This is a genomic window from Streptomyces galbus (genome assembly GCF_005280195.1).
Lineage (GTDB): Bacteria > Actinomycetota > Actinomycetes > Streptomycetales > Streptomycetaceae > Streptomyces > Streptomyces galbus.
This window is the reverse complement of record NZ_SZPR01000011.1, coordinates 370,722-390,200: the sequence shown is the minus strand read 5'-3', so window position 1 is coordinate 390,200 and position 19,479 is coordinate 370,722. Positions and strand designations below refer to the sequence as shown.

The 19,479-nt window shown below is 74.7% G+C and carries 19 protein-coding genes; 7 read left to right on the top strand and 12 right to left on the bottom strand.

What is annotated here, in order from left to right:
- Nucleotides 1–20 precede the first annotated feature (20 nt).
- Both E4U92_RS35875 and E4U92_RS12810 read right to left on the bottom strand, forming a co-directional pair.
- Nucleotides 21–179: a hypothetical protein gene (locus E4U92_RS35875; RefSeq protein WP_168374213.1), complete on the bottom strand. Its 159-nt coding sequence runs from the start codon at nt 177–179 to the stop codon at nt 21–23.
- A gap of 173 nt (nt 180–352) precedes the next feature.
- Nucleotides 353–1,042 carry a DUF899 domain-containing protein gene (locus E4U92_RS12810; protein WP_137300457.1) on the bottom strand — a complete coding sequence of 230 codons (690 nt, stop codon included), beginning with the start codon at nt 1,040–1,042 and terminating at the stop codon, nt 353–355.
- A gap of 177 nt (nt 1,043–1,219) precedes the next feature.
- Here E4U92_RS12810 and E4U92_RS12805 point away from each other — a divergent pair, with 177 nt between their 5' ends.
- Nucleotides 1,220–2,173, top strand: coding sequence for an endonuclease/exonuclease/phosphatase family protein (locus tag E4U92_RS12805; RefSeq protein ID WP_137300456.1), 954 nt, complete (start codon nt 1,220–1,222; stop codon nt 2,171–2,173).
- Here the strand turns inward: E4U92_RS12805 and E4U92_RS12800 are convergent.
- Entirely contained in the window at nt 2,143–4,254 is a 2,112-nt protein-coding gene (locus E4U92_RS12800) for an FUSC family protein (RefSeq protein ID WP_137300455.1), read from the bottom strand. The genes E4U92_RS12805 and E4U92_RS12800 overlap by 31 nt on opposite strands.
- Nucleotides 4,255–4,554: 300 nt before the next feature.
- Between E4U92_RS12800 and E4U92_RS12795 the strand changes: the two genes are divergently transcribed.
- Together E4U92_RS12795 and E4U92_RS12790 are read left to right on the top strand one after the other, a co-directional pair.
- Complete coding sequence (locus E4U92_RS12795; RefSeq protein ID WP_137300454.1) at nt 4,555–4,977, top strand: RidA family protein; 423 nt, start codon at nt 4,555–4,557, stop codon at nt 4,975–4,977.
- A complete protein-coding gene (locus tag E4U92_RS12790) occupies nt 4,974–5,492 on the top strand; it encodes a GNAT family N-acetyltransferase (protein ID WP_137300453.1) in 519 nt (172 codons plus the stop codon). Before E4U92_RS12795 ends, E4U92_RS12790 begins: the two co-directional genes overlap by 4 nt.
- A 42-nt stretch (nt 5,493–5,534) precedes the next feature.
- On the opposite strand, the gene E4U92_RS12785 is transcribed toward E4U92_RS12790, so the two are convergent.
- On the bottom strand, nt 5,535–6,269 hold the full coding sequence (locus E4U92_RS12785; protein WP_137300452.1) for a uracil-DNA glycosylase: 735 nt from the start codon (nt 6,267–6,269) through the stop codon (nt 5,535–5,537).
- Between the two features lie 68 nt (nt 6,270–6,337).
- Between E4U92_RS12785 and E4U92_RS12780 the strand changes: the two genes are divergently transcribed.
- Nucleotides 6,338–6,916, top strand: a complete 579-nt coding sequence (locus tag E4U92_RS12780; protein ID WP_137300451.1) for an RNA-binding S4 domain-containing protein — start codon at nt 6,338–6,340, stop codon at nt 6,914–6,916.
- 201 nt (nt 6,917–7,117) lie between these two features.
- Here E4U92_RS12780 and E4U92_RS12775 read toward each other — a convergent pair whose 3' ends face one another.
- The 3 genes from E4U92_RS12775 to E4U92_RS12765 form a co-directional block, all read right to left on the bottom strand.
- Entirely contained in the window at nt 7,118–7,561 is a 444-nt protein-coding gene (locus E4U92_RS12775) for a DoxX family protein (protein ID WP_137300450.1), read from the bottom strand.
- A gap of 32 nt (nt 7,562–7,593) precedes the next feature.
- Nucleotides 7,594–8,304 carry a class I SAM-dependent methyltransferase gene (locus tag E4U92_RS12770; RefSeq protein WP_137300527.1) on the bottom strand — a complete coding sequence of 237 codons (711 nt, stop codon included), beginning with the start codon at nt 8,302–8,304 and terminating at the stop codon, nt 7,594–7,596.
- A 61-nt stretch (nt 8,305–8,365) separates the two neighbouring features.
- Entirely contained in the window at nt 8,366–9,292 is a 927-nt protein-coding gene (locus E4U92_RS12765; RefSeq protein WP_137300449.1) for an acyltransferase domain-containing protein, read from the bottom strand.
- Between the two features lie 52 nt (nt 9,293–9,344).
- On the opposite strand from E4U92_RS12765, the gene E4U92_RS12760 reads away from it, so the two are divergent.
- Entirely contained in the window at nt 9,345–9,611 is a 267-nt protein-coding gene (locus tag E4U92_RS12760) for a DUF6343 family protein (RefSeq protein ID WP_137300448.1), read from the top strand.
- Between the two features lie 80 nt (nt 9,612–9,691).
- On the opposite strand, the gene E4U92_RS12755 is transcribed toward E4U92_RS12760, so the two are convergent.
- The 4 genes from E4U92_RS12755 to rpsA all read right to left on the bottom strand — a co-directional run bounded on the left by E4U92_RS12755 (nt 9,692) and on the right by rpsA (nt 13,491).
- Entirely contained in the window at nt 9,692–10,072 is a 381-nt protein-coding gene (locus E4U92_RS12755) for a tetratricopeptide repeat protein (RefSeq protein ID WP_137300447.1), read from the bottom strand.
- Nucleotides 10,073–10,122: 50 nt separating this feature from the next.
- On the bottom strand, nt 10,123–10,770 hold the full coding sequence (coaE, locus tag E4U92_RS12750; protein ID WP_137300446.1) for a dephospho-CoA kinase: 648 nt from the start codon (nt 10,768–10,770) through the stop codon (nt 10,123–10,125).
- 100 nt (nt 10,771–10,870) lie between these two features.
- A complete protein-coding gene (locus E4U92_RS12745) occupies nt 10,871–11,809 on the bottom strand; it encodes a PAC2 family protein (RefSeq protein WP_137300445.1) in 939 nt (312 codons plus the stop codon).
- A gap of 185 nt (nt 11,810–11,994) precedes the next feature.
- The gene (rpsA, locus tag E4U92_RS12740; RefSeq protein WP_137300444.1) at nt 11,995–13,491 is read right to left on the bottom strand and encodes a 30S ribosomal protein S1; all 1,497 of its coding nucleotides are present in this window, start codon (nt 13,489–13,491) and stop codon (nt 11,995–11,997) included.
- A gap of 324 nt (nt 13,492–13,815) precedes the next feature.
- Between rpsA and E4U92_RS12735 the strand changes: the two genes are divergently transcribed.
- Nucleotides 13,816–14,697: a class I SAM-dependent methyltransferase gene (locus E4U92_RS12735; protein ID WP_229862181.1), complete on the top strand. Its 882-nt coding sequence runs from the start codon at nt 13,816–13,818 to the stop codon at nt 14,695–14,697.
- A 4-nt stretch (nt 14,698–14,701) separates the two neighbouring features.
- Complete coding sequence (hrpB, locus tag E4U92_RS12730) at nt 14,702–17,272, top strand: ATP-dependent helicase HrpB (protein WP_229862184.1); 2,571 nt, start codon at nt 14,702–14,704, stop codon at nt 17,270–17,272.
- Nucleotides 17,273–17,384: 112 nt separating this feature from the next.
- On the opposite strand, the gene E4U92_RS12725 is transcribed toward hrpB, so the two are convergent.
- A complete protein-coding gene (locus E4U92_RS12725) occupies nt 17,385–19,157 on the bottom strand; it encodes a lytic transglycosylase domain-containing protein (protein ID WP_137300443.1) in 1,773 nt (590 codons plus the stop codon).
- Between the last annotated feature and the right edge of the window lie 322 nt (nt 19,158–19,479).

Genomic DNA, 19,479 nt, shown 5'->3' with positions numbered 1-19,479 from the left:
CGCGCCGCGGCGGGGGGACGTCACTCGACGGCGTCCGCCCTGCGGACGATCACGAGGAACGTGTCCGTGGCGAGGTCCATGATGACCTCGGCCGGCAGTCCTTCCAGGCGTCGCGCCTGCGCGAACTCCTCCGCGGGCCAGGAGCCCCGCGGGCTGCCGGCGGGAAAGCGTTCGAGCACTGTTCGCCCGTTCACCATCTCGCAACCTCCAGAAAGCGTTGTGCTTGTGAGAGTTAACGCCTTCAAGAGGTCGTTGGCCTCGGCCAGTGACGCTACTGAGACATAGTTGACACCCGTTCACCACGGAACGTGAGCACTCGATCACGAAACGAACGAGCCCGTCACCGAACGCGTCAGAAGTCGTACTCGTCGTGATAGCGGATCCGCGCGCTGCCCGCGGGCGCCCCGAACGCCGACGCGCGTCCCCGCGGCTGCTCCCACTCCTCCTGCCGGCCGAGCGCGGTCAGGTCCAGGAAGCTCGTGGTCGAGCCGAGCCCGTCCAGGCCCCGCTCGTACGTCGAGTAGGTGTGGAAGACCCGGCCGCCGTCCCGCAGGAAGCAACTGACCCCGGGCCGCTCCACCAGTTCCCCGTCCCGCTCCAGGGTCGCCTCGAAGTGCCGGTTGAAGTCCGAGGCGTACGACGAGTACCAGGGCACCGTCCAGCCCATCCGCGCCTTGAAAGGCAGGAGCCTCGTGTACGGCGCCCGGGAGACGGCCGCGAAGGCGGTGCCGCGGGCCCTGAGGTGGGCGAGGTGGCCGATCTGGTCGAGGAAGGCGGAGCAGCTGCGGCAGCCCGCCTCCCACTCCGGGGCGAACATGAAGTGGTACACGACGAGCTGGCGGTGCCCCTCGAACAGGTCGGGCAGCGTGACCTTGCCGTCGCCGCCCTCGAAGACGTACTCCTCGTCGACCTCCACCATCGGCAGCCGCCGCCGTTGCGCGTTCAGCGCGTCACGCGCGCGGGTGGCCGCCTTCTCCTTGAGCAGCAGTTCCTCGCGCGCCGCGCGCCACTGCGCGCGCGAGACGACCTCGGGGAGCGACATGGTTCCTCCTGTGCGACGGTGCGTTCCCCAGGGGTGACCGGTGCCGGCGCCGGAACTCATCGCAGCGGCGCGGGATTTCGGGGCGGCGCCCGGGCACGCTGGTCGTAGGACGCCCTCGGGGACGGGACAGCGGACGTGCCTGTGGGGCGGGACTCCGGACTCGGGAAGGGACCCCGCATGCTCCTCGGCACCTGGAACCTCGAGAACCTGTACCGGCCCGGCGGGGAGTTCGGCCCGCCGGACGAGGCCGCCTACGAGGCGAAGCTGGCCGCGCTGGCCGCCGTCCTCACCGAGCTGGCCCCGGACGTCCTCGGCGTCCAGGAGGTCGGGGAGCCGGAGGCGCTGGACGACCTGCTGCGCACGGTGGGCGGCGACTGGCACGTCGCCCTGTCGGCGCACCCCGACGGCCGGGGCATCCGCGTGGGTGTGATCAGCCGGACCCCGCTGGAGGTGGTGGCGGACGCGCACGCCTTCCCGCCCGCGGTGCGCCCCGTCCAGGTGGACGACGCGGGCACGACGACGGCGGAGCCGGGCCGGGGTTTCCTCGCGGTACGGACGGAGGGACCGCAGCGGGAGGTGCTGTGGCTGGCGGTCGCCCACCTCAAGTCGAAACTCCTCACCTATCCGGGTGACCGCTTCTTCCCGCACGACGAGGGCGAACGCGCCCGCTACGGCGCCTACGCCCTCTGCCGCCGGTCCGCCGAGGCGGCGTCGCTGCGCGCGCTCGCCGACGAACTGCTGGCCGGGGACGGCCGGGAGCGGGACGTGGCGGTGGTGGGCGACCTCAACGACGAGGTGCAGGCCGCGACCACGCAGATCGTGCTCGGCCCGCCCGGCTCCGAGATCGGCACCCCCGGCTACGACCACCCCGACAAGGGCGACGCCGCCCGGCTGTGGGACGTGGCCCCGCTGATCCCCGCGGACCGGCGGTACTCCCGCATCAACGCTGGCAGGCGGGAGCTGATCGACCACGTCCTGGTGAGCCACCGGCTGGTGCGGAGGGTGACGGCGGCGGGGACCGGCCTGCCCGGCGACGGCGCCCTGCGGCTGCCGTCGGTGGGCGCGGACCCGGGGGCGCGCAGGGGCGAACCCGGGTCGGATCACGCGCCGGTGTGGATCCGGGTGGAGTGAGACGGCGTGGGGTGAGACTGCGTGGAGCGGGACTGCGTCGACGGTGAGGGTGACGGTGCGCCGGGGGGTGCCGGGGGGCGAGGGAGGGCGGGGTGCGTGCGCGGGACCCGGTCGCCCAGGCGCTCGCCACGGGCGGCGAGTTCGTCGAGGTCCTCGGCGAGCCGGCCGGTGAGGTGCGGGGTGAGCCGGCCGGTGTCGTCGAGGTGGACGGCGCACGCGGTGGTGGTGTCGACGAGCCGTTCGAGGAGGGCGGCGACCTCGTCGGTGCCCGCGGAGTGCCGGGCGAGGGCGGGCAGTTCGGCGGCGGCGAGGGCAATGGCGGTACGGGCCTCGGCGAGCGCCCGGTAGGCCTCACGGCGCAGGGTCCAGCGGGTGGCGCGGTCGCGCTCGCGGTCGCGGCCGGGATCGTGGTCGTGGTCGTCAGGACGGTGGGGACCGGCAAGGTCTCCGCGGCCGGCGGAGCCCTCACGACCGGCGGCGCCTCCACGACCGGCCGAGCCCTCGCGACCTGCGGAGCCGCCGAGGTCGTCCACGCCGTCGAGGACATAGCGGAGGTAGGCGCCCGCCGCGTCCCCGGCGGCCGTGAGCCGGGCCCGGACCTGGCCGCCGCGCCGGCCCGGCAGCGGCAGGTGACCGGCCACCAGGACGATGCCGCAGGCCAGGAGCGTCTCGGCGATGCGGCTGACGGAGGCCTGGGGCTCGCCGCCGATCATCACCAGGGCGAGCACGAGCACGGTGACCACGGCGGTCTGCGCGGCGAAGTGCCGGGTGGCGACGGGCACGAGGGCACCGCACACGGCGACGAGGGCGACGAGCCCCCCGGGCCGTGGCAGGACGGCGGCGAAAGCGGCGAACAGCAGTGCGCCGAGCACGGTGCCGGCGGCCCGGCACAGCACGCGCGAGACGAGCGGCCCGAGGTCGGGCTTGACGAGGAAGACGGCGGTGGCGGGCATCCAGTACCAGTGCGCGTGCTGCCCGTACCAGTGGGAGTGGTGCAGCGCCTGGGCGGTCCCGGCGCCGGCGCCGAAGGACAGGGCGACCCGCAGGCCGTACTCGCGCCCGCCGGCACCGAAGGCGGTGCGGAGCAGACTGCGGACGGTACGGCGGCGGGTGTGCAGGTCCCGGCGCTCCCCGCCGCGGTCGAAGGTCTGGGCCGCGTGCAGCAGGGCGTCGTCGAGGGCGCGCAGCCCGGGCGCGTCACGGGAGGGCGCGGGCAGCGGTCCGCTGGGCGTGTGCGCGCGGACGGCGGCCGCGAGGCGCCGGGGTCCCTCAGCGGCCCGCGCGGGCACGGGGTCCCCGGCCCAAGCGAGGGCGGTGGCGGCCTCGGCGAGCGGCAGGGCGGCGGCGTACTGCGCGTGCAGGCGCCGTTCGGCGGCTGAGGAGGCCCAGCGCCGGAGGCGGGGCCCGGTGAGGGCGTCCTGGGCGTGGTCGAGGGCCGCGGTGAGGGCGAAGCGGCGGGCGCGGGCGTCGGCGGTGCCGGCGGCGTCGAGGAGCCGGGCGATCGCGTCGTACACGTCGGCGACGGCCGTCCGCTCCCCGTCGAACCGGAAGTCACCGGCGAGCGCGCCGGGCGTGGGCAGGGCCAGCCGCAGCGCCAGCAGCCAGGCGGCGCCGGCCAGGAAGGCGAGGGCGCGCGCCCAGCCCGGCTCGGGCACGGGCATCCCCGCGCCGAGGGCGGCGGCGACGAGCACCTGCGTACCGGCGGCGGAGGCGACCGGCCCGACGGCGCTGACACACCCCGCTACCAGTCCGAGCCCGGTGAACAGCAGGGTCAGCGCGAGGGGCGGGACCCGCTCCCCCGCGGCCGTCCCGACGACCAGCCCGACCGCCCCCGCGAGCGCGGGCACGCCGAGCCGCTTGACGGAGGCCCGTCGGCTGCCGGGCCGGTCGTTGATCCCGGCGAGCATGGCCCCGATGGCGGCGAGCACCCCGAGCGCGGTACGCCCCACCGCCATCCCCGCGACCAGCACGGGCCCGGCGGCCAACGCCCCCCGCCCGACCGCGGCCCACGGCACGGGCCCGCGCTGGGCCCGCAACGCGTGCGTGATCCAGGGCGGCAACGACAACACGGAACGTGACACAGGGCTCCTGTCCGAACGGGGCGGGCGAACAACACCGTCGGACAACAGCGGCCGGGCGCTCCCTCCACGGTACGGGGAGATCTTGGAAACCGTGGGACGGCGGGGTTTCAGGGAGGTGACGGGGGCAGCGGGAGGGGCCTCGGACGGGCGGCGGCGAAAATCGGGTGCGGCCAGGGCCGGGAGGTCCAATGATCGGTGAGGTGACGGCCGTTCGTCCGACCAGTCGTCCTTGCCCGGGCCCGGCACTGCCCTCCGCGCCGATCCCGGCCCGGCCCGACCCCGACACAGGAGTGAGCCCCCTTGATCCAGCGCGTCACCGTCCCGGGTCTCTTCCCACCGCCCCGCTACGCGCACGCCTCCGTCGTCGAGGCCGGGACCGCGCTGGCCTTCCTGGCCGGGTCCGTCCCGCTCGACGCCGACGGGAACCTGGTCGGCGCCGGGGATCCCGTACGGCAGGCCGAGCAGGTCATCGCCAACCTGCGCGAACAACTGCGGGCCGTGGGCAGCGACCTGGAGCACGTGCTCGTCACCGAGGTGTACGTGGTGAGCAGCGAGACCTCCGTGCTGTCCGCCGTGTGGGAGGTGGTCGTGGACTCCGGACTGAGCGCCGGCCCGCACGCGTCGACGCTCCTCGGCGTGGCCTGCCTCGGCTATCCCGGGCAGCTCGTCGAGATCACGGCCACCGCCGTGGTTCTGGCGGCAAAGGGCGGTGCGGCCACGTGAGGACCGACTCCCCCGTCGTCATCCGCCGCGCCACCGCGGCCGACGCCCTCGCCCTCGCCGACGTCTACCTGCGGTCCTTCGGCGCCGCCCTGCCCACCGTCGTGCGGCCCCGCACCGACGCCGAGGTGCGCGCCTACATACGGGACATCGTCGTCCCCCACCGTGACACCTGGGTCGCCGTGCACACCGGCGACCGCGGCGGCACGGGCGGCAGCGGCCACGCCGACGACGGCAGCGGCAGCGGCAGCGGGGAGGTCGTGGGGCTCATGGTGCTCGACGGCGAGTCGCTGTCGCAGCTCTACCTCGCCCCCGAGTGGCGGGGGCGCGGCATCGGCGACCGCTTCGTCTCCCTCGCCCGGCAGCGCAGCCCGCACGGGCTGAGCCTGTGGACCTTCCAGGTCAACAAGCCCGCGCACCGCTTCTACGAACGTCACGGCTTCACCGCCGTCGAGTTCACGGACGGCAGCGGCAACGAGGAACAGGAGCCGGACGTGCGGTACGTGTGGCGCCCCTGAGCGGACGGCGCGTCCGCACCCCCACCCTGCGGCCCCTCGGCGTCACGGCAGCAGCCCCGCCGTGGTCGCCGCCGTCCGCAGGACCTCGCGGAGCATCTCGGGGGTGAGGCGGCCGGTGAACGTGTTGCGCTGGCTGACGTGGAAACAGCCGAAGAGGTCGAGCGGGGCGGGCGCGTCGGCCGGTGCCCCCGCCGGGGCCAGCGTGACGCGGACGCCGTGGGCGAAGGCCGGGCGGGGCCTCGGCACGGTCCACCCGGCCTCGGCGAACGCCGGCAGGGCGGCCTGCCAGCCGAACGCCCCCAGCACGACGACCGCCCGCACGCTGGGCCGCAGCAGCCGCAGCTCCTGCACCAGCCAGGCGCGGCAGGTGTCCCGTTCGGTGGGGGTCGGCTTGTTCTCGGGCGGTGCGCAGTGCACCGGTGAGGTGATCCGCACGCCGTACAGCTCCAGCCCGTCGTCCATGGCGACCGCCTCCGGCTGGGAGGCGAGCCCCACCTCGTACAGCGCCCGGTACAGCACGTCGCCCGAGCGGTCGCCGGTGAACATGCGGCCCGTGCGGTTGCCGCCGTGCGCGGCCGGGGCCAGCCCGAGGATCAGCAGCCGGGCGTCGTCCGGTCCGAAGCCCGGCACCGGGCGCCCCCAGTACGTCCAGTCCGCGAAGGCGGCCCGCTTGACCCGGGCGACCTCCTCCCGCCACGCGACCAGCCGGGGGCACGCGCGGCAACCGGCGATGCGGTGGTCGAGGTCGGCGAGACCGGCGGGGCCGTGGGTGTTCATGCCCCCACGGTAGGCCCGCAGCGGAAACCGTTCGGGATCGCGTGGGGCCAGCGGTTATCGTCGGGTGCATGGTTGCTGAAGGCGCGGAGCAGGAGACGACGGGCACGGCCGGCGGGACGTCCGCCGAGCAGCCGCCCGCCGCTGCGGGGAGCCCGGCACCGGACCCGAAGATCGCTGCTGCGGTGGCCGCCGCCGAGGCGGCCGGACCGGCCGCGGGCGAGTCCGTGCGCATCGACAGTTGGATCTGGTCGGTCCGGCTGGTCAAGACCCGTTCCCAGGGGGCCGCCGCCTGCCGGGGCGGACATGTCCGGGTGAACGGGGAGCGGGTGAAGCCCGCCTACTCCGTCCGCGTCGGCGACGAGGTGCGGGTCCGCCAGGAGTACCGGGAGCGGGTCGTGATCGTCACCCGCCTCATCCGCAAGCGGGTGGGTGCGCCGGTCGCCGTCCAGTGCTACGTCGACAACAGCCCGCCGCCCCCGCCCCGCGAGGCGATCGCCCCGGCCGGCATCCGCGACCGCGGCGCGGGCCGCCCGACCAAGCGCGACCGCCGCGAGATGGAACGACTGCGGGCACTGCGCGGCCTCAGCGGCACCCCGGGGAGCATCCCGGGCTCCGGCCCCGGCCCCGCACGCCCGGGCTCACGCTGACCCACCGGTGGCCCGGCCCCGCACGCCCGGACTCACGCTGACCCACCGGTGGCCCGGGTCCCCGCTGACCCGACCGGCCGGCCGGAGTCCCGAGGTCGCCCGAGCCGGGCCGCCCGGGGCCCCAGGTCGCCCCAGTCCGGCCGCCCGGAGGCCCGAGCCCGACCGCCCGGACCCCCGTCCCCGGCCCCGCCCCCTCGCCGCTCACTTCCCGCCGCGGACCAGCCGCAGCAGCTCGCTGTTGCGGTCGCGCCGGGCCCAGGCGATCAGCGCGAGGGGGACGATCAGGACGAGGGGCGTGGCAGCGTTCTCCCCGTCGAAGGCCGTGAGCTGGACGACGAACGCGCCCGCCATCAGCGCGCTGAGGGCGATCGCCGCGACCGACTGCAGCACCGGCACCAACAGCGCGACCGCACCGGCCAGTTCGAGTGCGCCGATGACGTACATCCCCGCCGTCCCCCAGCCGAGCCTGTCGAAGGACTCGACGGCTGCCGGGTAGGCGATCAGCTTCGGCAGCGCGCTCGCGAGCGCGTAGAACAGGGCGAGCAGCACCTGGAGCCCGCGCAGGGCGGTCCGGGCGCGGCGGCGCCCGGCGGTCATGGTGACCGGCTGGTCGGCGACGGCGACGGAAGCGGTGGTCTCGGACATGGGGTCTCCTCGGGGAAGCGGTCATCGTGCTGTCACCAGGACAGACCCCGCCCCCGCCCCTGACTCATCGGTACCGCCCGCACCCATATCCGGTCCTCGGTCAGATAGCGGTCGACCCGCAACCCCGCCTCCGCCAAGGCGTCCTCGAACTGCTCCCGGGTCAGGGGGCGGGAGAGGAACGTCTGGGTCCAGACCGCGTCCGGGAACACGTACTCGGCGTGCACGGAGTGCACCCCGTCGCCGACCGGGTCGGCCGACAGGATCCGCACCGTGAAGCCGCTGGGATCGACGCGTTCACGCGGCAGGTCGCTGTGGTAGTCCTCCCCCTCGCGCTGGATGAGGACGCAGCCGCCCGGCGCGACGTGCCGGACGCAGGTGCGCAGCAGGCCCCGGCGGACGGTCTCGTCGCCCGCGTGGACGAGGAACGACCCGAGCATCACCACGTCGAAGGTCTCACCGCCCAGGTCGAGGGTCTCGATCGGGCTGCATATCGTGCGCGCCCCCCGGACGCGCTCCAGCATCTGCGGCGACTCGTCCACCGCCGTGACCGTGAACCCGCGCTCCAGCAGGGCGTGGGTCACCCGGCCCACTCCGCTGCCCAGTTCCAGGATGTGCGCGCCCGCGGGCACCGCGGCCGCGATGATGTCCGGCTCGTCCCCCACGGGCAGCCGTGAGTAGAGCTCGACCGCGCAGCCGTCGGGGGTGATCGCGCCGGGTCCGGTGCCGTCGTGTCCGTCTCGCAGTTCCGTCGTCATGCCCGTCCAACGGCCGGTCCCCGCCCGGCCGTTCCTCCGTCACGCCGGTTCACCCGTTCGAGTCCGTTCGAGTCTCCTCCCACCCGAACCAGCCGTGCCCCACGTACCAGTGCCCTCCGCCCCGCAGATGGTCCACCACCGCCCGTTCCAACCGCGTCCGGCGTGGCAGCCGGTCCAGGGGGACGTCCGTGGTGCCGAAGACGTAGCGCACCGGGGTGAGGTCCTGCGGTTCGTCGGGCAGGTGACTCAGCCGGAAGCGGTCCTGGAAACGGACGATGTGCGAGTCCGCAGGCAGGTACCGCTTGAGCTGCGGGTCGAGCAGCCAGGAGCCGCAGGTCGCCACCGCGTACGGCTCGCGCGGGAAGTGGCGCGCGAAGAAGGCGCGGGCCAGCGCGACGGACCGGTCGCAGGCCGCGGGGGTCAGCGGGCCCAGGAAGTCCGGTACGTGCACGCCGAGCGCCGGGTCGCCGAGGCCGACCGGCAGTCCCGCCGCCGCGGCGGCGTCGCCGGTCCAGCTCCCGATCCGGGTGCGCTGGAACTGGAGCCGGCCCAGGTGGTAGAGCTCGCCGTGGAAGTGCAGGTACAGCCACCGCGGTTTCAGCAGGCCGCCGGTGCCGTGCCGGCGGCGGTGCAGGGCCACGCCCCGGCCCACGTCGGCGAGGGTACGGCGACTGATCTCCTCGGGGACGCCCAGGTCACGGTGGTACGCGCGCACGTACGGCAGGGCCGCGGCGAAGACGTACAGCGGGAAATAGCGCGCCGTGGCCCCGCACCTGCCGGCGTACGCCGGCAGCTCGACCGGTGCGCGGACGGTGCCCATGTCCGCCACGAGCAGCGCGACGGAGCGCTCCAGGCAGGCCAGCGCCTCCGGGTCGTCCGCCACGCGGCGGCTGAGGCGGGCCGCCGTGTCGATGTCCTCGTGCGGCACCGCGAGGTCGAGCAGCGCCCCGGCCAGTTCGTCGGGCTCCGGCAGCACGTGCGGCCCCTTTCACCGGTGGGTACCTGTCTCAGTGAGGAGTGGAGCACGGATGCGTACGGGCAGTGAACCGAGGACGGCGCGCAGCGCGCTGCGGGCCCGGCTCTGGCTGTGTCTGTGGGGGCTCGCCTGGTCGGTCTTCGGCACGGCGGCGTTCGCGCTCGCCGGGCGTCCGGGCTGGGCGGCCGCGTGCGGGGTGCTGTGGCTGGTGGTCACGGTGGACCTGGCGAGCGTCCTGCGGCACATCCGGCAGGGCCCGCACTACCAGCCCGGCCCGGACGTCCCGCCGTACCGCCCGCCGGAGCAGCGCGGGCGCTGACGGCTGGGTCCGCGGGGCGCCCGGGTCCTGCGGGGTCGCCGTCCGGGCGGAACCACCGCCGTACGGGCGCCGCCCTCGCCTCACGTGTCGAAGCGGGCGGCCTTCAGGTGGCGCGGGTTGGGGTCCAGCGCGGCGGCCAGCCGGAAGTGGCGCTTGGCCTGGTCGTCGCGGCCCTGGCGCTCGTAGGTGCGGCCGAGGGCGTAGTGGGCGTAGGCGTTGTCCGGTTCGCGCTCCAGGACGACCGTGAACTCCAGCTCGGCGGGTCGCAGTTGCGCGGCGGCGAAGAAGGCACGCGCGCGCAGCAACCGGGCGGCGGTGTTCTCGGGGTGGGCGGCGATGACGCCGTCGAGCAGCTTCACCGCGCCCCGCGGGTCCCGCGCGGCGAGCAGTTGCTCGGCGGCGCGGAAGTCGATGACGTGCGTCTCCGGACTGCGTCCGGTCGAACCGCTGGTTTCGGGCACGGCGAATTCCTTCCCTCGCTGAGAGGGTTCAACGCCCGGTCCGAGTACCCCTATTCCCCGGCCTGACCGGCCTGCCCGGCGTCCCCGGCCGTCTCCCGCGTGGCCCGGGCCCGGCGGGTCAGCTCCGCCCACACCTCGTGCACGCGCCGGTGCAGCTCCGGGAGCGGTACGTCGTTGTCGACCACGATGTCCGCGATCGCGCGGCGCTGCTCGCGGGTCGCCTGCGCGGCCATCCGCGCGCGGGCGTCCTGCTCGCTCATGCCGCGCAGCCGCACCAGCCGGTCGAGCTGCGTCTCGGGGCGCGCGTCGACGACGACCACGACGTCGTAGAGGGGCGCCAGGCCGTTCTCCGTGAGGAGCGGGACGTCGTGGACGACGACGGCGTCCTCGGGGGCGGCCTCCTCCAGCGCACGGGAGCGGGCGCCGACCAGGGGGTGGACGATCGAGTTGAGCAGGGCCAGCTTCTGCGGGTCGGTGAAGACGAGGGAGCCCAGCTTGGGGCGGTCCAGGCGGCCCTCCGCGGTCAGCACGTCCTCGCCGAACGCCTCGACGACGGCCGCGAGGCCGGGCGTGCCGGGCTCGACGACCTCGCGCGCGATGCGGTCCGCGTCGACGAGCACGGCACCGCACTCGACCAGCAGCCGCGACACCTCGCTCTTGCCGGCGCCGATCCCGCCGGTCAGGCCCACCTTCAGCATGAGGGGAAGCCTAGACGCTCGGCCGCAGGTGCCGTACGGGAGGGCGTCCGCGCCTCACGCGTCGGGCCGGCCCGCTCCCCCGTTCGTCCGGACCGCCCGTTCACCCGTCCCCTTCACGCTCCGCCAGGAAGCGCTCGAACTCCTGCCCGATCTCGTCCGCCGACGGGATGTCCACCGGCTCGGCGAGCATGTTGCCCCGGGTCTCGGCGCCCGCGACGGCGTCGTACTGGTGCTCCAGGCCCTCGACGAGGGCGGTGAGCTCCTCGTCGCCCTCGCGGATCTGGCGGTCGATCTCGGTCTGGGTGCGGTGCGCGTCGGTGCGCAGCGCGTGGGCGACGCCCGGCAGCACCAGTCCGGTGGCGGCCGTGATGGCCTCCAGGACGGTCAGGGCGGCGTCCGGGTACGCGGAGCGCGCGATGTAGTGCGGCACGTGCGCGGCGACGCCCAGGACGTCGTGGCCGGACTCCATGAGGCGGTACTCGACGAGCGCCTCGGCGCTGCCGGGCACCTGGGCCTCGTCGAAGGGGCTGCGGTGGCCGGGGATCAGGTCGGTGCGGTTGCCGTGCGGCGTGAGGCCCACCGGGCGGGTGTGCGGGACGCCCATGGGGATGCCGTGGAAGTTCACCGAGAGGCGGACGCCGAGCCGCTCCACGATCTGCCGTACGGCGGCGGCGAAACGCTCCCACTCCACGTCGGGCTCGGGGCCGGACAGCAGTAGGAAGGGCGCCCCGGTGGTGTCCTGGACGAGGTGGACCTCGATGGCCGGGTCCTCGTACTCGGTCCAGCGGTCGCGCCGGAAGGTGAGCAGGGGGCGGCGGGCGCGGTAGTCGACCAGGCGATCGTGGTCGAAGCGTGCGACGAGTTGGTGGGGCAGCGCGTCGAGGAGGCGCTCGACGATCTGGTCGCCGGTCTCCCCCGCGTCGATGTAGCCGTCGAAGTGGTAGAGCATGACAAGGCCGGCGGACTCCTGGGCGAGCGCCATGTCGACGACGGCCAGGCCCTTCGGTTCCCACGCGTACAAACCCTGTGGATCAAGCACAGTGACCGCTCCTCCTCGTGTTCGTACGTCACAACGCCCTTGCGGGCGGGGGCATTCCCCGAGGAGGGAGCGTGATCGAGCCGGCGCGTCCGGGAGGCCGCGGGCGGAGTCGGCACGGCTGAGGGGCCGCACCCCGGAAGGTACGGCCCCTCAGTCAGGAGCTACTGCTCAGAGTGAGCGTGGGCTCAGCTCTGGCCGCCGGCGAGCTTCTCGCGGAGCGCGGCCAGCGCCTCGTCCGAGGCCAGGGCACCGGAGGTGTCCGCGCCCTCGGAGGAGTACGAACCGCCACCCGCGGCCGGAGCCGCACCGGCGGCGTCGCCGCCCTCGGCGGCAGCGGCAGCGTCGGCCTCGCGGCTCTTGATGACCTGCTGCTGGTGCTGCTCGAAGCGGGTCTGCGCCTCGGCGTACTGGCGCTCCCACTCCTCGCGCTGCTTCTCGTAGCCCTCGAGCCAGTCGTTGGTCTCGGGGTCGAAGCCCTCGGGGTAGATGTAGTTGCCCTGGTCGTCGTACGACGCGGCCATGCCGTACAGCGTCGGGTCGAACTCGACCGAGGCCGGGTCGGAACCGAAGGACTCGTTGGCCTGCTTCAGCGAGAGGCTGATGCGACGGCGCTCGAGGTCGATGTCGATGACCTTGACGAAGATCTCGTCGTTGACCTGGACGACCTGCTCCGGGATCTCCACGTGGCGCTCGGCCAGCTCGGAGATGTGGACCAGACCCTCGATGCCCTCGTCCACGCGGACGAACGCACCGAACGGAACCAGCTTCGTGACCTTGCCGGGCACGACCTGGCCGATCTGGTGGGTGCGGGCGAACTGCTGCCACGGGTCTTCCTGGGTCGCCTTCAGCGACAGGGAGACGCGCTCGCGGTCCATGTCGACGTCGAGGACCTCGACCGTGACCTCCTGGCCGACCTCGACGACCTCGGAGGGGTGGTCGATGTGCTTCCAGGAGAGCTCGGAGACGTGGACCAGACCGTCGACGCCACCCAGGTCCACGAAGGCACCGAAGTTGACGATCGAGGAGACCACGCCGGAGCGGACCTGACCCTTCTGCAGGGTCGTGAGGAAGGTCTGGCGGACCTCGGACTGGGTCTGCTCGAGCCAGGCACGGCGGGACAGGACCACGTTGTTGCGGTTCTTGTCCAGCTCGATGATCTTGGCTTCGAGCTCCTTGCCCACGTAGGGCTGGAGGTCGCGGACACGGCGCATCTCGACCAGGGAGGCCGGGAGGAAGCCGCGGAGGCCGATGTCGAGGATGAGACCACCCTTGACGACCTCGATGACGGTACCGGTGACGATGCCGTCCTCTTCCTTGATCTTCTCGATGGTGCCCCAGGCACGCTCGTACTGGGCGCGCTTCTTCGAGAGGATCAGGCGGCCTTCCTTGTCCTCCTTCTGGAGGACCAGGGCCTCGATCTCGTCACCGACGGCGACGACCTCGTTGGGGTCGACGTCGTGCTTGATCGAGAGCTCGCGGCTCGGGATGACACCTTCGGTCTTGTAACCGATGTCGAGCAGGACCTCGTCCCGGTCGACCTTCACGATGACGCCGTCGACGATGTCGCCGTCGTTGAAGTACTTGATCGTCTCGTCGATCGCGGCGAGGAAGGCTTCCTCGTTACCGATGTCGTTGACCGCTACCTGCGGGGTGGTGGCGGTGGTCTCGGTGCTGCTCGTCATGTGGGAAAGGGCTCCGGTACGGACATTGAAGTCGTAGGTACTGCTTACGCCGGGAGCCCGTTTCGCTCTGCAGAAGCCGGACAGCCAAGGAAGCGCCCCACCAGGAACTGGTGATGGCGCCTCGACAACCGAGGGGACATACAACAGATGCGAGCGCGACCTGCTACGTCTGAGGTGCGCAGGCCCGCAGCGCAACTTGTAGCATACGGGGGCAGCCGGGCAGGGTCAATGCGCGAAGCCGCCCACGGGGGGCGAACGCCGCAAACCCGGCACACATCCTGTCCCGCGAGGCCATGAAGGCCCTGCGGGGAGCCGCGCGCGGACGTGCGCGGACACCGCCGGGACGGGGTTGGACGGAAGAGTACGACGAGGGAGCCGATCATCCAAGAGCCCGTATCGTCCGATTCCACCGGGCCCGAGCCGGAGGCCACCCGGCGTGACGCCGACGTGGCGGAGAGCTCCCGGGCCAACCGCGGCTGGTGGGACCGCAACGCGGACGAGTACCAGACCGAGCACGGCACGTTCCTCGGCGACGACCGCTTCGTGTGGGGCCCGGAGGGCCTGGACGAGGTCGAGGCCGAGCTGCTCGGCCCGCCGGAGGACCTCAAGGGCCGGGACGTCCTGGAGATCGGCGCCGGCGCGGCCCAGTGCTCGCGCTGGCTGGCCGCGCAGGGCGCCCGCCCGGTCGCCCTGGACATCTCCCACCGCCAGCTCCAGCACGCGCTGCGCATCGGCGGGACCGTCCCGCTGGTGTGCGCCGACGCCGGCGCGCTGCCGTTCGCGGACGCCTCCTTCGACCTGGCGTGCTCGGCGTACGGCGCGCTGCCGTTCGTGGCGGACCCGCGGCTGGTGCTGCGCGAGGTGCACCGGGTGCTGCGCCCGGGCGGCCGTCTGGTGTTCTCCGTGACGCACCCGATCCGCTGGGCGTTCCCCGACGAGCCCGGCCCGGAGGGGCTGAGCGTGTCGGCGTCCTACTTCGACCGCACGCCGTACGTCGAGCAGGACGAGGAGGGCCGGGCGGTGTACGTCGAGCACCACCGCACGCTCGGCGACCGCGTGCGGGACGTGGTGTCCTCGGGCTTCCGCCTGGTGGACCTGGTGGAGCCGGAGTGGCCGTCCTGGAACACCTCGGAGTGGGGCGGCTGGTCGCCGCTGCGCGGTGCGCTGATCCCGGGGACGGCGATCTTCGTGTGCGCGCGGGACTGAGGCCGTGGCCGGGGGTGTGACCGGGGGTGCGGTCCGCTACGACGCGCTGGACGCCCTTCCGGTGCGCGGGGCCCTGCCCGCGCTGACCGCCGCGCTGGACGGGCCCGGCACCGCGGTGCTCGTGGCGCCGCCCGGCACGGGCAAGACGACACTGGTGCCGCTGGCGCTGGCCGGGCTGCTCGGCGAGGGCCCGGCCCGGCGGGTGGTCGTGGCGGAGCCGCGCCGGATCGCCGCGCGGGCGGCGGCGCGCCGGATGGCGTGGCTGCTGGGCGAGCGGACCGGCGGGAGCGTCGGGTACACCGTGCGCGGCGAACGGGTCGTAGGGCGGCACACGCGCGTGGAGGTCGTCACGACCGGTGTGCTGCTGCAGCGCCTGCAGCGCGACCCGGAGCTGGCGGGCGTGGACGTGGTGGTGCTGGACGAGTGCCACGAGCGGCACCTGGACGCGGACACGGCGGCGGCCTTCCTGTGGGACGTGCGCGAGACGCTGCGCCCGGAGCTGCGGCTGGTGGCCGCCTCCGCGACGACCGACGCCGAGGGGTGGGCGCGGCTGCTGGGCGGCGCTGCGGTGATCGAGGCGGAGGGCACCGCCCATCCCGTCGAGGTGGTCTGGGCGCCGCCGGCGCGTCCGGTGCGGCCGCCGCACGGCCTGCGCGTGGACCCGGCGCTGCTCGCCCACGTGGCGTCGGTGGTGCGGCGGGCGCTGGCCGAGCGGTCCGGGGACGTGCTGTGCTTCCTGCCGGGCGTCGGGGAGATCGCGCGGGTCGCCGGGCAGCTCGGCGCCGCGATCGCGCAGGGGGACCTGGGGGACGTCGAGGTGCTCCAGGTGCACGGGCGGGCGCCCGCCGCCGTGCAGGACGCGGTGCTGGTCCCCGGTGCGCGGCGCCGGGTGGTGCTGGCCACCTCGGTCGCCGAGTCGTCGTTGACGGTGCCCGGGGTGCGGGTGGTGGTCGACTCGGGGCTGGCGCGCGAGCCGCGGGTGGACCACGCGCGCGGCCTGAGCGCGCTGACGACCGTACGGGCCTCCCGGGCCGCCGGCCGGCAGCGGGCGGGGCGGGCCGGCCGCGAGGCGCCGGGCGCGGTGTACCGCTGCTGGGCGGAGGCCGAGGACGCGCGGCTGCCGCTGTTCCCGTCGCCGGAGATCAAGGTGGCGGACCTGACGTCGTTCGCCCTCCAGGCGGCCTGCTGGGGCGATCCGGGGGCGTCCGGACTCGCGCTGCTCGACCCGCCGCCGGGCGGGGCGATGGCGGCGGCACGGGCCGTGCTGTCGGCGATCGGGGCGGTCGACGCGGACGGCCGGGCCACGGAGCGGGGCGTGCGGCTGGCCCGCCTGGGACTGCACCCCCGGCTGGGCCGGGCGCTGCTCGACACCTCCGGCGAGGGCGCCGAGGTCGTCGCGCTGCTGAGCGAGGAGGCGCCCCGGGACTACGGCAACGACCTGGCGTCGGCGGTGCGTGCCGCGCGGCGCGGGGGTGACGCTTATGCCCAGCGGTGGCGGACGGAGGTCCGGCGGCTGCGGTCCCTGGCTGCGGAGGGGGCCGCGGAAGGGGTCCCGCACGCGCCCGCCCGTGCCTCCGCTTCCCCGGCGGCCACCGGGGACGGTGACGACCGGATCGCCGGGCGGGTCGCCGCGCTCGCCTTCCCGGAGCGGGTGGCCCGGCTCGACGGCGGGTCGTACCTCATGGTCTCCGGGACGCGGGCCGAGCTCGCCGAGGGGTCCGCGCTGCGCGGGGCCCCGTGGATCGCCGTCGCCGTCGCCGACCGGCCCGTCGGACGCGGGCACGCACGCGTGCAGCTCGGGGCCGCGATCGACGAGGACGTCGCGCGGCTGGCCGCCGGGGCGCTGGCCGGGGCGGCGGAGGAGGTCCGCTGGGCCGACGGGGACGTCGTCGCCCGGCGGGTCGAACGGCTCGGGGCGGTCGAGCTGGCGGTGCGGCCGCTGAAGGACGCCGACCGGGCGCTGGTGCGCGGGGCGCTGCTGGACGGGCTGCGGCAGGAGGGGTTCGGCCTGCTGCGGTGGACGCCCGACGCCCTGGTGATGCGGCAGCGGCTCGCGTTCCTGCGGCTGCATCTCGGCGGGCCGTGGCCCGACGTGTCGGACGAGGCGCTCCACGCACGCGTGGACGAGTGGCTGGAGCCGGAGCTCGGCCGGGCCCGCCGCCGCGCCGACCTGGCGCGGATCGACGCGGGACAGGCGCTCGGGCGGCTGCTGCCCTGGGCCTCCGGGGAGGCCGCACGCCTCGACGAGCTGGCGCCCGAGCGGATCGCCGTGCCGAGCGGGTCCCGGATCCGCGTCGACTACGCCGACCCGGAGCGGCCGGTGCTCGCCGTGAAGCTGCAGGAGATGTTCGGGCTGACCGAGACGCCGCGGGTGGCCGGGGTGCCGCTGCTGGTGCACCTGCTGTCGCCCGCCGGGCGGCCCGCGGCCGTCACCGCCGACCTCGCGTCCTTCTGGAAGGACGGCTACCGGGGCGTACGCGCGGAGCTGCGCGGCCGCTACCCCAAGCACCCGTGGCCGGAGGACCCGGCCACCGCGGAGCCGACCCGGCACACGACGGCCCGGCTGAAGCGCTGACCGGGGCCCCCGGCAGGGGGCCGGTGACCGCTGCGGCGCGGCACCACGACGACGGCGGCGCCCCCGTGGTCCGGGGGCGCCGCCGCCACTGGTTCGTCCGTACCGGCGTGGACTACGCGCTCGGGCTCTGCGACGCGGCGGGGCTCTGCGAGCCGCTCGGGCTGCCCGACGGGGTGGGGGTAGACGACGCGGGCGCCGTGACGGTCAGTTCGACCGTGAGGGTCGCGCCGCCGGTGGTGGTGACGCGCAGCACGAAGGTGCCGGTGGTGTCGTCCGCGTACAGCTCCGGCAGCTTCAGCACGCCGTCCGCGTCCGTCTCCAGGCCGGTGAGGGTGCGCACCGGCTTGCCGGAGGCGTCCTTGAAGTAGGGGCCCTTGTCGGCGGCGGTGGTGGCGTCGGCCGAGGCCAGCAGCGTGGCGGTGGCCGCGACCTTGCCCGCGGCGGCGCCCTTGTACGTCGCCTTCAGCTCGACCCGGTCGGCGAACTCGCCGCCCGCGGTGCAGGTCAGCGCGGTGTCACCGGTGCGGGCGAGGGCGTCGGCGGTGCGCGCCGTGACCGTGGCCCGGTAGTCGACGGCGGTGACCGCCCGGCCGACCAGGAGGGCGCGGACGGTGAAGTCGCCGGTCTTCTCGCCCGCCCGCAGCGCGGGGGCGAGCGCGACGCCCTTGGCGTCGGTGACGACCGTGGCGTGCGACTCGCCGCCGGCGAAGGTGGCGTCGGTGTCGCCGACGATGGTGAAGCGGATCCGCACCTTGGCGACCGGCTTGCCGGCCGAGGTCTCGGCGCGGGTGCTGATCCGGTCGGCGAAGGTGTCACCGGCCCGGGCGCTCAGCGTGGCCGTGCCCGCGTCCTCGAGGTGGGCGACCGTGTCGGTCGGCGTGGGCGTCGGCGTCGGGGTGGGCTTGGACGGAGTGGTCGGGGTGCCGGGCTTCGACGGGGTGCCCGGGGTCGACGGCTTGCCGGTGCCGGGCGTCGACGGCTTCGGCTTCGGCTTCGGCGTGGGCGACGGGGTGACGGGTACCGACGGCGACATCGGGGTGTCGTGGTCGTCGCTGCGGTTGCCGGGCAGGGAGCCCGAGCCGTCCGGGATCTCGTGGGTGCCCCTGCGGTAGAACTCCATCCACGAGCGGACCGTGTGCAGGTAGTCCTGCGAGTAGTTGTAGCTGAGGATGGCCTTCTTGAGGTCGGCCTCGACGGACAGGTCCCAGCCGTTGCGGCACAGGTAGTGGCCGGCGGCCAGCGCGGCGTCGTAGACGTTGTTGGGGTCGGCCTTGCCGTCGCCGTTGCCGTCGCGGCCCGCCCACGCCCAGGTGGACGGGATGAACTGCATGGGGCCGATGGCGCGGTCGTACGTGGTGTCGCCGTCGTAGGCGCCGTGGTCGGTGTCCTTGATGTGCGCGAAGCCGGCGCCGTTGAGGACCGGGCCGAGGATCGGCGACACGGTGGTGCCGTCGGCGGTGACCCGGCCGCCGCGGGCCTGGCCGGACTCCACCTGGCCGATGGCGGCGAGCAGGTGCCAGGGCAGGTTGCAGCCGGGCTTGGAGGCGGCGAGTTCGGCGGCGGCCTTCTGGTAGGCGTCCAGGACGGTCGCGGGGATGCCGGCCTGGGAGGTGCCCGTGCCGGTCGTGGGGCCGACGGTGGCGCTGGGCACCGGGGCCGGGCTGTTCAGCGGCGGCAGGTCCGTGTAGTACGGCGAGTTGCCGGTCGCCCCGGGGTCCGCGGCGGTCGGGTCGGGGGCGGACTGCGCGTCGGCGGCGGACTGTCTCTCCTGGGTGTCCGCGGTGACGTCGGGAGCCTGGGACGCGGACAGTGCCGCGACCGCCGCTGCGGCCACGGCGGTGGTGACCGCCCCCTTGCGCAGTCGCCTGCCGAATTGCGCCGCCATGTGGTGAACCCCTCCCGTGGACGCCCGAGCGCCCGTCTCCGTCTGCCGTCGTGGTCGAGTTCCGTACCGGCCGGTGGTGCCCGCTGGTGTGCCGGAGGGTCCTCGTTCGTCAGGTGTGACGACCGAGCGGCCCGACCGGTTGCCCCCGGGTACGCCATGCGGTGGTCTGCGGTGGTCTGTTCGGTTGTCCGACCGCGCCGAACGGCACGGCGCCCAGGCGACCCTACGACAACTTCTTTTGCACCGGCACCCGTTCGCGCCCGCTTTTCACCTCTTGGCCACGTCCCGACGGCGCGTGGGCGGGCTCCCGCATACTGGACGG